Source organism: Streptomyces antimicrobicus (genome assembly GCF_020532625.1).
Lineage (GTDB): Bacteria > Actinomycetota > Actinomycetes > Streptomycetales > Streptomycetaceae > Streptomyces > Streptomyces antimicrobicus.
On the sequence record NZ_JAJAUY010000069.1, the window covers coordinates 1 to 15,361 of the forward strand.

The 15,361-nt window shown below is 74.7% G+C and carries 19 protein-coding genes; 13 read left to right on the forward strand and 6 right to left on the reverse strand.

Translation table 11 applies throughout. The features are described from left to right. On the reverse strand, positions 1-648 hold a 648-nt coding region (locus LG632_RS17990; protein WP_226728351.1), incomplete at its 3' end, for an ANTAR domain-containing protein. A gap of 379 nt (positions 649-1,027) precedes the next feature. On the opposite strand from LG632_RS17990, the gene LG632_RS17995 reads away from it, so the two are divergent. Then, the gene (locus LG632_RS17995; RefSeq protein ID WP_226728352.1) at positions 1,028-1,969 is read left to right on the forward strand and encodes an RNA polymerase sigma factor SigF; all 942 of its coding nucleotides are present in this window, start codon (positions 1,028-1,030) and stop codon (positions 1,967-1,969) included. Here the strand turns inward: LG632_RS17995 and LG632_RS18000 are convergent. From LG632_RS18000 to LG632_RS18015, 3 genes are all read right to left on the reverse strand, one after another. Continuing rightward, positions 1,908-2,543, reverse strand: a complete 636-nt coding sequence (locus LG632_RS18000) for an ATP-binding protein (RefSeq protein ID WP_374203505.1) — start codon at positions 2,541-2,543, stop codon at positions 1,908-1,910. The genes LG632_RS17995 and LG632_RS18000 overlap by 62 nt on opposite strands. A 115-nt stretch (positions 2,544-2,658) precedes the next feature. Next, positions 2,659-3,060, reverse strand: a complete 402-nt coding sequence (locus LG632_RS18010; RefSeq protein ID WP_226728353.1) for an STAS domain-containing protein — start codon at positions 3,058-3,060, stop codon at positions 2,659-2,661. A gap of 21 nt (positions 3,061-3,081) precedes the next feature. Next, positions 3,082-3,432: a PRC-barrel domain containing protein gene (locus tag LG632_RS18015; RefSeq protein ID WP_226728354.1), complete on the reverse strand. Its 351-nt coding sequence runs from the start codon at positions 3,430-3,432 to the stop codon at positions 3,082-3,084. Positions 3,433-3,589: 157 nt separating this feature from the next. Here LG632_RS18015 and LG632_RS18020 point away from each other — a divergent pair, with 157 nt between their 5' ends. From LG632_RS18020 to pucL, 3 genes are all read left to right on the forward strand, one after another. Further along, positions 3,590-4,330 carry an SDR family NAD(P)-dependent oxidoreductase gene (locus tag LG632_RS18020; protein WP_226728355.1) on the forward strand — a complete coding sequence of 247 codons (741 nt, stop codon included), beginning with the start codon at positions 3,590-3,592 and terminating at the stop codon, positions 4,328-4,330. A 28-nt stretch (positions 4,331-4,358) separates the two neighbouring features. Next, positions 4,359-5,714, forward strand: coding sequence for an aspartate aminotransferase family protein (locus LG632_RS18025; RefSeq protein ID WP_226728356.1), 1,356 nt, complete (start codon positions 4,359-4,361; stop codon positions 5,712-5,714). A gap of 252 nt (positions 5,715-5,966) precedes the next feature. Then, the gene (pucL, locus tag LG632_RS18030) at positions 5,967-6,884 is read left to right on the forward strand and encodes a factor-independent urate hydroxylase (protein WP_226728357.1); all 918 of its coding nucleotides are present in this window, start codon (positions 5,967-5,969) and stop codon (positions 6,882-6,884) included. Here the strand turns inward: pucL and LG632_RS18035 are convergent. Next, a complete protein-coding gene (locus LG632_RS18035; protein WP_308108649.1) occupies positions 6,881-7,354 on the reverse strand; it encodes a histidine phosphatase family protein in 474 nt (157 codons plus the stop codon). The genes pucL and LG632_RS18035 overlap by 4 nt on opposite strands. Before the next feature lie 179 nt (positions 7,355-7,533). Between LG632_RS18035 and LG632_RS18040 the strand changes: the two genes are divergently transcribed. The 5 genes from LG632_RS18040 to LG632_RS18060 all read left to right on the forward strand — a co-directional run bounded on the left by LG632_RS18040 (position 7,534) and on the right by LG632_RS18060 (position 9,613). After that, the gene (locus tag LG632_RS18040) at positions 7,534-7,755 is read left to right on the forward strand and encodes a CbtB domain-containing protein (RefSeq protein ID WP_226728358.1); all 222 of its coding nucleotides are present in this window, start codon (positions 7,534-7,536) and stop codon (positions 7,753-7,755) included. 67 nt (positions 7,756-7,822) lie between these two features. Next, positions 7,823-8,578: a CbtA family protein gene (locus LG632_RS18045; protein ID WP_226728359.1), complete on the forward strand. Its 756-nt coding sequence runs from the start codon at positions 7,823-7,825 to the stop codon at positions 8,576-8,578. 18 nt (positions 8,579-8,596) lie between these two features. Further along, positions 8,597-8,842, forward strand: coding sequence for a hypothetical protein (locus tag LG632_RS18050; RefSeq protein ID WP_226728360.1), 246 nt, complete (start codon positions 8,597-8,599; stop codon positions 8,840-8,842). A gap of 75 nt (positions 8,843-8,917) precedes the next feature. Then, complete coding sequence (locus LG632_RS18055; RefSeq protein ID WP_226728361.1) at positions 8,918-9,286, forward strand: hypothetical protein; 369 nt, start codon at positions 8,918-8,920, stop codon at positions 9,284-9,286. A 114-nt stretch (positions 9,287-9,400) separates the two neighbouring features. Further along, on the forward strand, positions 9,401-9,613 hold the full coding sequence (locus tag LG632_RS18060; protein ID WP_226728362.1) for a hypothetical protein: 213 nt from the start codon (positions 9,401-9,403) through the stop codon (positions 9,611-9,613). 111 nt (positions 9,614-9,724) lie between these two features. Here the strand turns inward: LG632_RS18060 and LG632_RS18065 are convergent, their stop codons facing one another. Then, a complete protein-coding gene (locus tag LG632_RS18065) occupies positions 9,725-10,105 on the reverse strand; it encodes a hypothetical protein (protein ID WP_226728363.1) in 381 nt (126 codons plus the stop codon). Between the two features lie 154 nt (positions 10,106-10,259). Here LG632_RS18065 and LG632_RS18070 point away from each other — a divergent pair, with 154 nt between their 5' ends. The 4 genes from LG632_RS18070 to LG632_RS18085 all read left to right on the forward strand — a co-directional run bounded on the left by LG632_RS18070 (position 10,260) and on the right by LG632_RS18085 (position 15,349). Further along, positions 10,260-11,087 (forward strand): hypothetical protein, encoded by an 828-nt coding sequence (locus tag LG632_RS18070; protein ID WP_226728364.1) that lies wholly within the window; start codon positions 10,260-10,262, stop codon positions 11,085-11,087. A 72-nt stretch (positions 11,088-11,159) separates the two neighbouring features. Beyond that, positions 11,160-13,160, forward strand: a complete 2,001-nt coding sequence (locus tag LG632_RS18075) for an FUSC family protein (RefSeq protein ID WP_226728365.1) — start codon at positions 11,160-11,162, stop codon at positions 13,158-13,160. Positions 13,161-13,365: 205 nt separating this feature from the next. Further along, positions 13,366-14,049 carry a hypothetical protein gene (locus LG632_RS18080; protein ID WP_226728366.1) on the forward strand — a complete coding sequence of 228 codons (684 nt, stop codon included), beginning with the start codon at positions 13,366-13,368 and terminating at the stop codon, positions 14,047-14,049. 10 nt (positions 14,050-14,059) lie between these two features. Beyond that, a complete protein-coding gene (locus LG632_RS18085) occupies positions 14,060-15,349 on the forward strand; it encodes a sensor histidine kinase (RefSeq protein ID WP_226728367.1) in 1,290 nt (429 codons plus the stop codon). Positions 15,350-15,361: the final 12 nt, after the last annotated feature.

Consider the following 15,361-nt stretch of genomic DNA (forward strand, 5'->3'; position numbering starts at 1 on the left):
GGGCCACACCACCAGGGCGACCCCCACCACCCCGCCGTGCCGGCGCAGCGGCATGACCCCCCGCAGCGGCTCGCCCTGCAGGCCCGCGCCGGCGCCGGGCAGCCGGGCGTCCACGCCCCACCAGCTCTCGCCGGTCCAGATCACCCGGTGCAGCGGCGTGTCCGGGGGCACCCACTGCCAGTGCACGGCCTCCTGCGGAGAGGCGCCGGCGTGCCCGGCGAGCTCCAGGCAGTCGGTCTCGGTGCGCCGCCACAGGTAGAGGGCCTGGGCGCCGAGCCGGCGCAGGCCGTCCTGCAGCAGGGTCACCGCCGCCTCGCCGGAGCTGTCGCAGACCAGCACGGCCGCGGCGTTGCGGCGCAGCCGCCGGGCCCCGGCGGGAGTCTCCGCCACGGGGGCGCCGGCGGCGGCGTTGATCACGTCGGCGGCGAGGTCCTCGGCGCTCAGGCCGGTGGACAGCGCCAGGTCCACGACGTGGTCGGCGGCGTCGGCGGGGCTCACCCCGAGCTGCTGCACGAGCACGCCGGAGGCCAGGTCCAGCAGCCTGCGCCGGATCCGGTCCTCGCGCAGTTCGGCGATCTCCGCGGTCAGCCCGGCCACTGCTGCGGCCAGCGCTTCGTGCGCGGGTTGTGCCGCTGGTTGTGCGGCCATGGCCTCACGGCCTCTTCCCGTCTCGTCGCTCTTCCGTCTCGTCGCTTCGCCGGCTCGTCGCTCGGCTTGCCGGCTCCTCGCTCCTCCGGCTCACCGGGTCGCCGGCCCGTCGTTCAGGTCCCTCGTCGGCCACGATGTCATGCGGCTCAGGCGTCCGCAGCCGCTCCGCCCGGCCCCGCAGCCGTTCTGCCCGGTCCCCGGAGCCGTTCTACGCGGTACCTGAACCGGTCGCCCGGCCCCGGCTCCGCCTCATGGGGCGCACCTGCCCCGTCGCGCCATGGGTATGTGGGGGACTGGGCGGGTATATCCAGTTCATGACCGGCTCACGACGGCCGCTGCACCCGCCGCGGAGCATCCCCCGTCGGAGGACGTGACGAGCATGGACCGCAGAGCAGAAGACCGGGACCCGACCCGGGAGCACACCCGGGACCATTTCGACCGTCCCGAGACCGCCGAGACCGCCGAGGGCGACGAGCACACGGTCGCCGCCGCCGCGTCGCCGGTCGCCGACGACCCGCTGATCCCCGACGACCCGCTCAACGTCAGCACCAGCGAGGCCCGCACCCTCTCGGTGGCCCTGTTCCACCGGCTGCACGGCCTGGAGGAGGGCAGCGCCGAGTACTCCTACGTGCGCAACACCCTCGTCGAGCTCAACCTCTCCCTGGTGAAGTTCGCCGCCCGGCGCTTCCGCAACCGCAGCGAGCCGATGGAGGACATCGTCCAGGTCGGCACGGTGGGCCTGATCAAGGCCATCAACCGGTTCGACCCGGACCGCGGAGTGGAGTTCACCTCCTTCGCGATGCCGACCATCACCGGTGAGATCAAGCGCTTCTTCCGGGACACCAGCTGGGCCGTGAAGGTCCCGCGCCGCCTCCAGGAGCTGCGGCTGGACGCCGCCAAGGCCAATGACGCCCTGGAGCAGGACCTGGGCCGCTGCCCCACCGAGACCGAGCTCGCCGAGCGCCTGGGCGTGCCCGAGGAGGAGCTCGCCGAGGGCCGCAAGGCCGCGCACGCCTACTCCACGCGCTCCCTGGACGTCCCCGTGCAGGAGGACGGCGACACCTACGGCAGCCAGCCCGCCCTGGGCGAGGACGAGGCCGCGTACGAGCGCATCGAGTACCTGGAGTCCCTCAAGCCCCTCCTGGCCGAGCTCCCGGAGCGGGAGCGGACGCTGCTGTCGCTGCGGTTCGGCCAGGACATGACGCAGTCCGAGATCGGCGACCGGCTGGGCCTGTCGCAGATGCACGTGTCGCGGCTGCTCACCCGGACTCTGGCGACACTGCGGACCGGGCTGCTGACGGACGCCACGGATCAGGAGTGAGGGGCGAGGCCACCTCCAGCCACACCGTCTTCCCTCCCCAGGCGCCGGTCGCGGGCTCCGAGCCCCAGGCCCGCGCCAGACGTTCCAGCACGATCAGCCCGTGCCCGCCGGGGAGGGCCGGGTTCGGGGCCGGCCGGCGACGGGGGTGCTCGGGGCTCCCGTCGCTGACCTCGACCCGCAGCCGGTCCTCGCTGTGGCGCAGCACCAGCTCCCTGGGACCGCCGGCGTGCATGCAGGCGTTGGTGACCAGCTCGGAGACCATCAGCAGCACGTCCTCGGCGGCCTCGGCCTGCTCGGGTGAGATCTTGCGCCGCGCGGTGCCGTCGGCGACCGCACCGGCAGCGGCCCCGCGGTCCGCGACCGCGGCGGCCCCGCGGTCGGCAGCCGCACCGGCCCCGCCGGAGGTCTCCACGGCGGACGCGACCCCGCCGGACTCCGGCTGCCCGCCGGACCAGCCGTCGGCCGCCGGCCAGCCCTCCGACCGCCAGGCGTCGCCCGGCCCGGCCAGTTCCTCCGGCTCCATCCAGCCCCAGTCCTCCAGGGCCTGCCGGGTGAAGTCACGGCAGCGGGTCACGACCCCCGGGGTGCCTCCGCCCAGGATGAGCCGGCGGGTCTGCTCTCCGGGCACACCCGTCGGCCCATCCGTCGGCCCAGGCACTTCGCGCATCGAACTCATGTCGTGCCACCGCTCATGACGTGCCCCCGTCCCCCTCGGTCCCCCACCCACCGACCGGACCACCGGTGGCTCCGGCGAACGCGTCGCCCAGGGACGGGTACACCTGGAACACCCCGTCCGCCCCGGTGATGCGGAACATCCGCGCCACCGGCTGGCGCAGCCCCGACAGCTCCAGCCGGCCCCCGGACTGCTCGGCCGCGAGCCGGGCCCGCAGCAGCACGTTCAGCCCGGTGGAATCACAAAAGCGCAGTCCGGCGCAGTCGACCAGCAGTCTCACCCCCGGATCGGCGCCCCCGAGAGCGGCGTCCAGCGCCTCGCGCAACGGAGCCGCGGTGTCATGGTCGAGTTCCCCTGCGAGTGCGAGGACGGTCGTCCCGTCCCGTGCGGTCGCCTCGACCGAGAAGCGCCGTGCCATGTCCGTCCCTCCCTCCACTGGTCACATGTGGCGGTTGGCGTAGTACTGCTCGATCAACCGGATGAACGCCACGTCGTCGTCGTGCCGTCCACTCTCGAAGTCCGGGCTGGCCTTGATCTCCTGCTTCGTGGCCGCGACGCGGACGGTCTCATTGTCCACGTCCACTTCCCTGACCAGACCCGCCGGAACCAGCACGTGCCGGCCCAGGATCCAGGGGCCGGTGTCCACCACGATGAACGAGCGGCCCGCGTCGGCGGAATGCTTGTGGATCCGGCCGATGCTCCCGTCGGAAGCCTCGACCTTGAAACCCGTCAGGTCCGCACCTGCCACGTGACCGCTGCTGTCGGCGTAACCCCACATCTCGGTACCCATGGCAGCCTCCCGCCTTCTCAGCGGCGCACCTACCCAGGCTGAAGGCGATCAATCACGGCATTCCCACCCCCACCCCCCTTACTTCCGTAGTCCGGAAACTGTTTTCCGTCATTCGGTAGAGTGGAGCGGACGTCCGCGCCACGGGGAGGAAATGGCCATGACCGAGCACCGCGTCGCCCTGATCACCGGTTCGTCGTCCGGCATCGGCGCGGCCGTCGCCCGCCGCCTGGCGGCCGAGGGCCTGCGCGTCGTGATCAACTCCGCGCGCAGCGAGACCGCCGGCCGGGCCCTGGCCGCCGAGCTGCCCGGCGCCCGCTACGTCCGCGGCGACGTCTCCGACCCGGCCGACGCCCGCCGCGTGGTGGCCGAGGCCGTCGCGGCCCACGGCCGACTGGACGTGCTGGTCAACAACGCGGGCACCACCCGCTTCATCCCGCTCGACGACCTGGAGGCCGCCGACGCCTCCGTCTGGCGCGACATCTTCGACGTCAACGTCCTCGGCCCCTGGCAGATGATCACCGCCGCCGCGCCCCACCTGCGCACCTCCGGCGCCGGCTGCGTCGTCAACGTCTCCTCGGTGTCCGCCACCCGGGCCCTGGGCAGCTCCGTCCCGTACGCCGTCAGCAAGGCGGCGCTGAACCACATGACCCGGCTGCTCGCCTCCCAGCTCGGTCCGCAGGTCCGGGTCAACGCGGTGGCCCCCGGTCTGATCGAGACGCCCTGGTACGACGGGGCGACCCAGGTGTGGGAGGACTCGCGCGAGTGGATCACCGCGAACACCCCGCTGCGCCGCGTCGGCACCCCCGAGGACGTGGCCGAGGCCGTGCGCTACCTGGTGGACGCCCCGTACACCACCGGGGACGTGCTCACCGTCGACGGCGGCCGGCACGTCGTCTGACGCCCCGACCATCTGAGGAGTCCGCATCATGGACAACTACGCTCGGCTCATGAACAAGGACACCGTCAAGGCGGCCGACCGCGCGCACGTGTTCCACTCCTGGTCCGCCCAGGAGCTCATCGATCCACTCGCCGTGGCCGGGGCCGAGGGGTCGTACTTCTGGGACTACGACGGGAACCGCTACCTCGACTTCTCCAGCGCCCTCGTCTACACCAACATCGGCTACCAGCACCCCAAGGTCGTCGCCGCGATCCAGGAGCAGGCCGCGAAGCTGTGCACGCTGGCGCCCGGCTTCGCCGTGGACGTGCGCTCCGAGGCGGCGCGGCTGATCGCCGAGCGCACCCCCGGGGACCTCGACAAGATCTTCTTCACCAACGGCGGCGCCGAGGCCGTCGAGAACGCCGTCCGGATGGCCCGCGTGCACACCGGACGGCCCAAGGTGCTCAGCGCCTACCGCTCCTACCACGGCGCCACCTCCGGCGCGATCAACCTCACCGGTGACGCCCGCCGCTTCGGCAACGACTCCGCCACCGCCGGCGTCGTCCACTTCTGGGGCCCCTTCCTCTACCGCTCCCCCTTCCACGCCACCACCGAGGCGGAGGAGTGCGAGCGCGCCCTGCGCCATCTGGAGGACACCGTCGTCTTCGAGGGCCCGGCCTCGATCGCCGCCGTCGTGCTGGAGCCGGTCGTCGGCGCGGCCGGGGTGCTGGTGCCGCCGCCCGGCTACCTGGCCGGCGTACGGGAGATCTGCGACCGCCACGGCATCGTCCTGGTCCTCGACGAGGTCATGGTGGGCTTCGGCCGCACCGGCGCCTGGTTCGCCGCCGACCACTGGGAGGTCGTCCCCGACCTGCTGACCTTCGCCAAGGGCGTCAACAGCGGCTACCTCCCGCTCGGCGGCGTCGCGATCTCTCCCGCGATCGCCGAGACCTTCGCCCGCCGCCCCTACCCGGGCGGGCTGACGTACTCCGGGCACGTCCTGGCGTGCGCCGCCGCCGTGGCCACCCTCGGGGTGATGGCCGAGGAGGGCGTCGTCGAGCAGTCCGCCCGCACCGGCGCCGAGCTGCTCGGGCCCGGGCTGGCCGAGCTCGCCGAGCGGCACCCGTGCGTGGGCGAGGTGCGGGGCATGGGCACCTTCTGGGCGCTGGAGCTCGTCCGCGACCCGGCCACGCGCGAGCCGCTGGTGCCGTACGCCGCCTCGGGCGCGGCGGCCGCCCCCATGGCCGCCTTCGCCGAGGCCTGCAAGAAGGGCGGCCTGTGGCCGCTGACCGCCGGCAACCGCCTGCACGTCGCCCCGCCCTGCACCGTCTCCGCCGAGGACGTGGCCCGGGGCCTGGAGATCCTCGACGGGGCCCTGGCCGTGGCGGACGCGCACATGGCCTGACGCCGCCAGGAACCCTGTGGGGTCGCCCAATCCGTGGCCGCCGCTCTCGGAGGATCCGTGCCGGTCCGATCCGCTCGCGCGCGTGTTGCAATCCCCTTGCACCTACGGACCGGGATGCACGTCAGTCCCGGGGCGGCCCCTCGCGGGGCCGAACGGCGGGGGGCGGGCCGGCGGCAGTTCGCGCGGGCCGTCGGACGCCGGGCGTACGGGATCCAGCAGACCGGACTCCGTGTACCCGAAGGAAGAGCGCGCATGAGCAAGCACGTCCTGGCCCAGAACCAGTACGGCAAGGCCGAGAACCGCATCGTCAAGGTCACCCGCAAGGGCAACGACGGCTCCTGGCACGAGATCCGCGACCTGAACGTCTCGGTCGCGCTGCGCGGTGAGTTCCGCGACGTCCACCTCACCGGCGACAACGCCAACTGCCTGCCCACCGACACCACCAAGAACACGGTGTACGCCTTCGGCAAGGAGCACGGCATCGAGTCGCCCGAGGCCTTCGGCATCCTGCTCGCCAAGCACTTCGTCTCCTCCCAGACCCCCATCCGCGAGGCGCAGATCCGGATCGAGGAGTTCGCCTGGGAGCGGATCCCGGTCCCCACCCGCAAGGAGCAGCACTCCTTCGTCCGCAAGGGCCAGGAGGTGCGCACCGCGCAGATCACCTACGGCGAGTCCACGGGCCTGCAGGTCGTCTCCGGCCTGAAGGAGCTGACCGTGATGAACTCGACCAACTCCGAGTTCCACGGCTACATCAAGGACAAGTACACGACCCTCCAGGAGGCGTACGACCGCATCCTGGCCACCAAGGTCACCGCCCGCTGGGCGCATTCGGCGCTGGCCGCCGACGACCCCGCGCACGACTGGGACCGCTCCTACAGGCAGGTGCGCAAGCACATGCTCCAGGCCTTCGCGGAGACGTACTCCTACTCGCTGCAGCAGACCCTGAACCAGATGGCCGAGCGGGTGCTCGACAACTGCCCGAAGGTCAACGAGGTCCGGCTCAACCTCCCCAACAAGCACCACTTCCTGGTGGACCTGGAGCCCTTCGGCCTCAAGAACGACAACGAGGTCTACTTCGCGGCGGACCGGATGTACGGCCTGATCGAGGGCACCGTCCACCGCGACGGCGTCCAGCCGGTCATCGCCACCAGCGACTGGATCGTCGCCTAGTCCGAGGCCGGCGCGGGGCCGCTGCGCGGCCGGTCCGCGGCAGGCTCCTGCGGCCGGCCCAGACGCAGGTTCCACCGCCCCGCGCGCCCGCTGAGCTCGGTGACCGTCCCGGGGCGGGCGTCCAGGCGCCAGAACGCGTGCGCCGGCAGCCGCAGCGCGTGCACGACCGCCGCCCGGACGAACGCCTGCTCGGCGGTGGTCCGGTGGGTGCCCGGCGCGAGCCCGGCGAGCCACTGCCCCGCCCGGGCCACCAGCTGCTCGACGGACTCCCCGCCGGGCGGGGCGAACCCGGGATCGGTCAGCCAGGCGCGCACCGCGGCCGGGTCCTCGGCGGCCACCTCGTCCAGGGTCCGCCCGGCCCAACCGCCCGTGTCCAGGGCGTACGGCCCCCCGGCGGTGAACCGGCCCCGCTCGCCCGCGGCGTCAAGAGCCGGTGTGACCAGCAGAACTCGTACCGATGAGGGGTTCATAAGCGGAGCATAAACGCGGTACGGTCTCGGACGACATGACGACGGTATGACGGAAGCCCGGTGAGAACCCGGCACGGTCGCGCCACTGTGAAACCTCCCCGCGGGAGGGCGAGTCAGACCCGCCACCGTCGTTCAGTGCACCACTGACCGGGACGCGTGTTCCCTCTGGAGGTTCTGCCATGGCTACGTCCGCCGCGCCCGCGACGGCCACCGCCGCCGCCCCCGTCGCCCCCATCTCGCTGCGCGAGCTGGCTCCCTGGGCGCTGTTCTCCGGCATCCTGCTGCTGGTCCTGCTCTACTTCATCGGCGTCGAGCAGGGCGCCACCGCCCTGTTCGAGGGCGAGAACATCCACGAGTGGCTGCACGACGGCCGCCACCTGCTCGGTTTCCCCTGCCACTGATCCACCACCGACCGGCCTCCGGTCGACCACCGGTCGGTGGCCGGTCCACCCCGAGGGGAACCACATCGTGAACACCATCTCTCCGCGTGCCCTGCTCGTGCGGGGCATGCTCGCCGGCCTGCTCGCCGGCGTCGCGGCCTTCCTGGTCGCCTACCTCCTCGGCGAGTCCAAGGTGGACGCCGCCATCGCCCTCGAGGAAGCCGCGGCGGCCGGCCACGACCACGGCCACGAGGCCGCCCCGGTCAGCCGCGCCCTGCAGGCCACGGCGGGCCTCGGCACCGGCGTCCTGCTCTACGCCGTCGCGCTCGGCGGCATCGCCGCGCTCGTGTACGCCTTCGCCCTCGGGCGCGTCGGCCGCTTCTCGGCGCGGGCGACGGCCGCGTTCGTCGCCCTCGGCGGATTCGTGACCGTGACGCTCGTGCCGTTCCTGAAGTACCCGGCCAACCCGCCGGCCGTCGGCGACCCGGAGACGGCGACCCGGCGCACCGTGCTCTACCTGCTGATGATCGCCCTCGGGCTGCTGCTGGCGGCCGGCGCGGGCATCCTGGGCCGGCGGCTGGCGCCGCGCCTGGGCGCGTGGAACGCGAGCTGGGCCGCGGCCGGCGCCTTCGTCGTCAGCGTCGGGCTGGCGTACGCCTTCCTGCCGGCGGTCGACGAGGTCCCGGCGGACTTCCCGGCGACCCTCATCTGGCAGTTCCGGCTGGTTTCGCTCGCCATCCAGACCACCCTGTGGGCGGTTTTCGGCCTCGCCTTCGGCACTCTTGCCGAACGGGCCCTTGTCCCGGCCGCCGCGCCCAAGGAGGCTGTTCAGCCCACGAGTTGAGATGAGGGGGCCCTGCCCATGCAGGCGGCGATCTGGCACTGGCGCGGCTGGACGGGCGCGGCCCCCTTCTGGTGCAACGTCCTGTTGCTGGTCCTGGTCCAGTTCACCGCCCTGACGCTGCTCGGGCAGATCGGCCTCGTCACGGCGCTGGCCGCCGTCGGCGGGCTGGTGCGCCACCTCTGGTTCGGGGACTACGGCCACCCCGCCGTCCACACCGCCGCCGCGCTCATGGGCGCGGCGGCGGTGGCGTTCGTGCTGGGGTGAACCGGCGTCCTCCGGTCGGGGGCTTTCCGGGGCCCGGAGGAAAGTCGCGCGGCGTGTCGGGGCACAACCCCGGGCATGAGCGGCACACGGCACCTCACCGCGGCACATGCGGCACCGGCCAGGGCCCTGATGGTGGCCTGCGCCGTGCTGCTGTGCCTGTTCGGCGCCGGGCCCGCCCTCGCCGACGTCCTCGGCGAGCCCCCTCCGGCCGCCACGGCACCGACCGAGCCGGGCGCCCCGGGCGAGGGCCAGTCCGACGCCGCCGACGCCGAGGTCCGGGCCGCGCTGCGCTGCGCCGGCCGTAGCGCCCCGGTGCGCCGTGCGGCCGGGACCGGGGCGCCCGCCCCGGCCGTCCCCGCGCCCCGCGAGCTCCCGTACGAGGTGCGGGACCGGGACGTACCGCCGTCCTCACGGGCGGTACGGAGTGTGGTCCTGCGCTGCTGAGCCGCCCCGCGGTCGAGCCACCGGCCGAGCCCCTGGCCGTCGCGGCCGGGCCCGGCGTCGGCTCCGCCGGACGAGCAGCCCCCCACACCCCCCACACCCCCGTGAGGTTCCCCCATGCCCATCGACCCGTTCGCTGCCCTGAACGCCATGCTCCGCGCCGAGGCCGCCCGCATCTCGCCGCCCCCGCCCGCCCCGCAGCCGGAGGCGACCGGCCGGCGGCGGCCCGAACGGCCCGGGGAGCCGGATCCGCGTCCGGCCGGCGCGGGCGCCGCGGCCACCGCCCCGGCCGGCGCCGCATCCGCCGCCGCGTCCGGTTCCGTCGAGTAGTCCGCCGGCCGGGCGCAAGGACGTACGCGCGCGCCGCGCAGGCGGGCCTACGCGCGACCGGCCCCGGACCTGCCGTCCGGGGCCGGTCGGCCGCTCAGGCCGGTCGGCCGCTCAGGGCTCCCGCGTGTGGTAGCGGTAGAAGGCCACCACCGCCACGCCCGCGCCGGTGAGCAGGCCGATCCCGGCGGAGCGGAGCACCGAGTCGCCGGTCAGGCTGTACAGGTAGCCCATGGCGACGGCCGCGAAGGCGCCGTACATCAGGGCGCGCAGCTCCTGCATCATCCGCGGGGCGATCCGGGCCATCGCGACCAGGCAGGCCGCGAAGAGCGCGCCGCACAGGATCCCGTAGAAGACGTTGCCGGCGTCGACCGGGCCGGTCTGCCGCTCCAGGAAGGCCGCGTAGACGCCGTAGACCAGGCCCAGCATCAGCGGGCGCGTCAGCGCCGACCGGTCGATGTGCCGCCCGCGGGCGGCGGGTGCCGCGTGTGCCATGGCAGGGCTCCTTGTCTCCCCCACCCACCCAGGGCACACCCGCCGCCGGCCGGCGGCAAGTGGATCACCCGTACGGCGGTACCGACGCGCCCGCCGCACCCGGCCGGCGCAGTGCCGTTCGCGGCGGGGCGCCCCCGGGCCTTTCCCTGGTGACGTGCGCACCTTCCTGTCGGTGGTCCTCGTCGCGCTCGTGGCCGTGCTCGTGCCCGCGAGCGCGGTGGCGTCCTGGGCCGACCGGCAGCTGGGCGACGCCGACCGCTACACCGTCGCCATGGCGCCGCTGGCCCGGAACCCGGCCGTGCAGGAGGTCGTCGTCACCCGCGCCGCGCGCGCCATCTCCCCGCAGATCGACGCGGGCCCCTTCCAGAGCGGGGTGGAGGCGCTGCTCGGCGAGGCGCTGCGGTCCTTCGTCGGCACCCCCGCCTTCCGGACCGCCTGGGACGCGGCCAACCGCGCCGCGCACGCCGCCTTCCTCCAGGCGCTGACCACCGGGGACGGCGACGCCGTCACCATCGATCTCGCCCCGGTCGTCGCCGAGGTCAAGGGGGAACTCGTCGCCGGCGGGGTGCCCTTCGCCGACCGCATCCCCGAGACCCGGGTGACGGTCGAGGTCATGGAGTACGAGAACCTGGGCGCGCTCCGGAAAGGCTTCCGCATGCTCCAGATCGCCGGGGTCTGGCTCCCCGTGCTCACCCTGGCCGCGGCCGTCGCGGCGGTCGCCGTCGCCGCCCGCCGGCGCCGCGCCGTGGTGGCCACCGGACTCGGGGTGGCGCTGGGCGGTGTCCTGCTGGCGGTGGCGGTGGCGGTCTGCCGCCGGCTGACCCTGGACGACCTGCCCCCCGACCTCGACCGGGCCGCGGCGGAGGCGGTGTACGACGCGCTGACCGCCTTCCTGCGCACCACCGCCTGGGTGGTGCTCGCCGTCGGGCTGGGCGCGGCGGTGGCCGCCTGGCTGGCGGGACGACTGCGCCGCACCCCATAAGCTCGGAAGGTACACAACATCCCGAGAACACCCTGAAGAACCGATTCGCGAGCGGCGGCACGGAAAACGGCGATGAGCACGGAACAGATACCGTCCGGACCGGGCCGGTCCCGTCCGCTGGCCCCGCCCGCCTGGCTGCTCCAGGGCCTGCGGCCCACCTCCGCGCCCGTCCCGTGGGCCGCCGCGGCCCGCGCCGGGATCGCCCTGGCCGCGCCGCTCGCCGTCGGATTCGCCCTGGACGAGCCGGAGTACGGCGCGCTGGTGTCCATGGGCGCGCTGTCGGGGGTGATCGGCGACACCGCCGACGCCTACCGGATGCGGATCCTCAACATCGCCGTCCCGCAGCTGTTCGGCGCGGTCGGGGTGGCGCTGGGCACCCTGGTCTACGGCCACGGCTGGCCGGCCGTCGCCGTGCTGACGCTCGTCGCGCTCGTCTCCGGCATGATCTCCTCGATCGGCACGGTCGCCTCGGTCTCGGGGCTGCTGCTCCTGCTGAACGCCGTGGTCGGGGCGGGTCTGGCGATGCCGCGGCCGTGGTGGACGGCTCCGCTGCTGCTCACCGCGGGCGGACTGTTCGTGCTCGCGCTGACGCTGCTGGGGTGGCCGCTGCGCGGCCGGCAGCCGGAGCGGGCGGCCGTCGCGGACACCTACCGGGCGCTGGCCGGCCTGCTGGAGGCCGCCGGGCGCGGCAGCGCGTACGAGGAGCGCCGACGGGACGTCACCACCTCGCTGAACCACGCCTACGACCTGGTGCTCGGGCGGCGGGCCCGGGTGCACGGCCGCTCCCCCGCGCTGGTGCGGATGCTGGCCCAGCTCAACGTGGTGGTCCCGCTGGTCGAGGCGGCGCCCGCCGTGCACCAGCGGGGGCGGCCGCTGCCGCCGCAACTGCCCGCCGTGGTCCGCGACCTCGGGGACGCGGTGGAGCAGGGGCGGACGGTGGCGCCGGTGCTGGACCTGCCGGAGCCCGAGGGACCGGCCGAACGGGCGCTGGACGCGGCGCTGCGGCACGCCGTGGCCATCGTCCACCTGGCCGAACCGGACCCGTACAACGTGGACGACCGGCTCGGCCGGCCGGCGGCGCTGCGCGTGCGGGCGCGCCGGGCCGTGCGGGACGTGATGCTGTCCGGCGCCTCCTGGCGGTACGGGCTGCGGCTCGCGCTGTGCATCGGGCTGGCGCAGTCGCTGGTGTCGCTGGTGGAGGTCGAACGCTCCTACTGGGTGGCCCTGACCGTCACCTTCGTCCTCAAGCCCGACTTCGGCTCGGTGTTCTCGCGGGCGGTGCTGCGGGCGCTGGGCACGGCGGGCGGGCTGGTGATCGCGGCGGCCGTGCTCGCGGAGGTGCCGCGGGGGTGGTGGGACGTACCGGCGATGGTGGCCCTCGGGGCGCTGATCCCGGTGTTCTCGGCCAAGGGCTACGCCTTCCAGACCGCGGCGATCACCCCGGTGATCCTGCTGCTGTCGGACCAGCTGAACCACCAGGGCTTCGACCTGGTGCTGCCGCGGCTGCTGGACAGCCTGCTCGGGTGTGCCGTGACGCTGGTCGCGGGCTACCTGCTGTGGCCGGAGAGCTGGCACACCCGGGTCGGCGACCGGCTCGCCGCGGCCGTGGACGACGCCGCCCGCTACCTGGAGCGGGCCTTCGGCCCGGTGCCGCCCGGCGAGGACGCGCTGCGCGCCGCCCGGCAGGACCGGCTGCAGGCGCGGCGGAGGATCTACCGGGAGCTGTCGGGCGTGCGGACGGAGTTCCAGCGGGCGCTGACCGAGCCGCCGCCGACGGGCGAGCGGGCCGCGGCGTGGTGGCCGCTGGTGGTGGCGGTGGAGCGGATCGTGGACGCCACCACCGCGGCGCGGGTGCGGGTGAACCACGGGGCCGCGGCGCCGGACCAGGCGGAGGTCGCGGCGATGGCGGCGCGCCTGCGCCGCCTGGCGCAGGACGTCCGCCGCCACCGCACGCCGCAGGAGATCACCCTTCCGCCCCCCGCCGCTCCCCCACGGACGTCGGTCCTCCACCCCCTCCACAACGAACTGCTGGCCGCCCGAGCCATCACCACCCCGAACCACCCGACCCCCTGAGCCCCGAAGGGGCGCGGGGAACGGCGCGACCGGCCACGGACGACCCGCACGCCGGGACGGCGGGAGTCGGCGCGGCGGGGGCAGCTGCGGCGGCTGCGGCAGCGACCGGACCCGGTTTCGCCCGGACGGGTCAGTATCCGGGGACGGGAAGCTCCGGGCGGGGGAGCATCGGGGCATGGGCAGACGGCCCCGGAGGCGTGCAGCGGTGGCGGTCGCCGCCGTGTGGGCGGCAACCGCCGGTTGTGCCGACGTCGAAGGGCTGCGCAGCGAAGGGGACCTCGGAGAGGTGCACGCCCCGCTGACGCTGTGGCCGGAGCTGCGGCCGGAACCGCCGCCGGCCGAGGCGAACCGGGGGCAGCCGGCCCCCGTGCCCGGGATCGCCGAGCGCCCCGGGCAGAGCATGCGCGGCGCCGACGCCCTGGCCGTCGTCCGCGCCGACATCACCGCCGCCACCCGGCAGGACGGCGGCACCGGCCGACTGGTCGACCCCCGGGCCGTGCAGCGCCTCGCCCTGTGCGAGGACGGCGGCGACGGCGGGCCCGACTGCCCGGTCCGCCCGCCCGTGCTGCACGACCTCACCCACGACGGCAAGGAGGAGCTGATCACGGCCGTCGACATCGACGGCCGGATCAGCGAGCTCCGCGTCTACACCGTGCGGCCCGACGGCACCGTCACCCGCATCCTCTCCCGCCGCGGGGTCCTGACCGGCGTCGAGGTCGCCGCCGACCACCTCGCCGTGCGCGAGCCCACCTCCAACGACAAGCTCGTCGCCATCACCGACTACGTCTGGAGCCCCGCGACCGCCGTCATGGAGCTCACCGCCCTGACCCTCGACGAGTGCCCGGACGGCACGGAGTCCACGACCCCGTGCCCGCCCGGCGGGACCTGAGGGGGTGCCGATGCGGGCCACGAACAGCCTGCGCTGGAAGATCGCGCTGACCACCACGGCCGTGTGCTGCGCGGTCGCCGCGGTCCTCGGCGTGCTGGTGCACAACGTGGTGGCCCTGCAGATCACCGGCGAGGTCCGCAAGGACGCCGACCGGGACCTGGGGCACGCCCTGTCCCACTACGCCTACGGCACCACCCACGGCGACGTGAACAGCCGGCTGGACCCGCCCCAGCTGCCCGGCCCGCTGCGCCGGCTGGTGCAGCGCGGGGAGACCGGAAGCATGGTCGGCCGGTACGACGGCAAGCCGGTGATGTGGGCCGCCGGCCCGGCCGACGGCAAACCGCTGGCCGTCTGGGTGCCGTACGAGTCCACCCGCGCCCGGCTGCGCGACGTCGACGCGGCGATCCTGGCCTCGGCCGCGCTCGCGGCCGGCACGGTGGCGCTGGCCGGCCTCTTCCTCGCCGACCGGATCAGCCGGCGGCTGGCGGCCACGGCCGCCGTCGCCCGCCGCATCAGCGCGGGCGACCTCGACGCGCGGGTCGAGTTCCCCACCGCGGTGGCGAGCGAGGCAGGGGCGGCGGGGAGCGGGGGCACGGCCCCCACGGGCCGCTTCCGCTCCCACGACGAAGTGCGGGACGTCGCCCTCGCCCTGAATTCGATGGCCGCGTCGCTCCAGGCCCGACTGGAGGCGGAGAAACGTTTCACCGCGGACGTCGCGCACGATCTGCGCACCCCGCTGACGGGCTCCCTCGCGGCAGCGGCCCTGCTCCCCGAGGGGCGCCCCAAGGAGATGATCAACGACCGGCTGAAGGCGCTGCACCTGCTGACCGAGGACCTGCTGGAGATCTCCCGGCTGGACTCCGGCGTCGAACGGGCCGACCTCACCGAGGTCGCTCTCGGCCACGCCGTGGAACGGGCCGTCGCCGGGGCCGGTCCCGACGTGCGCGTGCACGTCGTACGGGACGCGCGGGTGCTCACCGACCGGCGCCGGCTCGACCGGATCCTGGCCAACCTGCTGGTCAACGCCCAGCGGCACGGCCGCCCCCCGGTCGAGGTGACCGTGGACGGCCCGCAGGTCACCGTCCGCGACCACGGCCCGGGCTATCCGCCGGAGCTGATCCGGCACGGCCCGCAGCGCTTCCGCACCGGCGAGCCGGGCCGCGGCCGCGGCCACGGGCTGGGCCTGACCATCGTGGCCGGTCAGGCGGCGGTGCTGAAGATCGGGGTGAGCTTCGCCAACGCCCCCGACGGCGGCGCGGTGACCCGGCTCAGCCTGCCCCCGGTGAGCGGCGCCGGGTGACGGCGAAGGGGC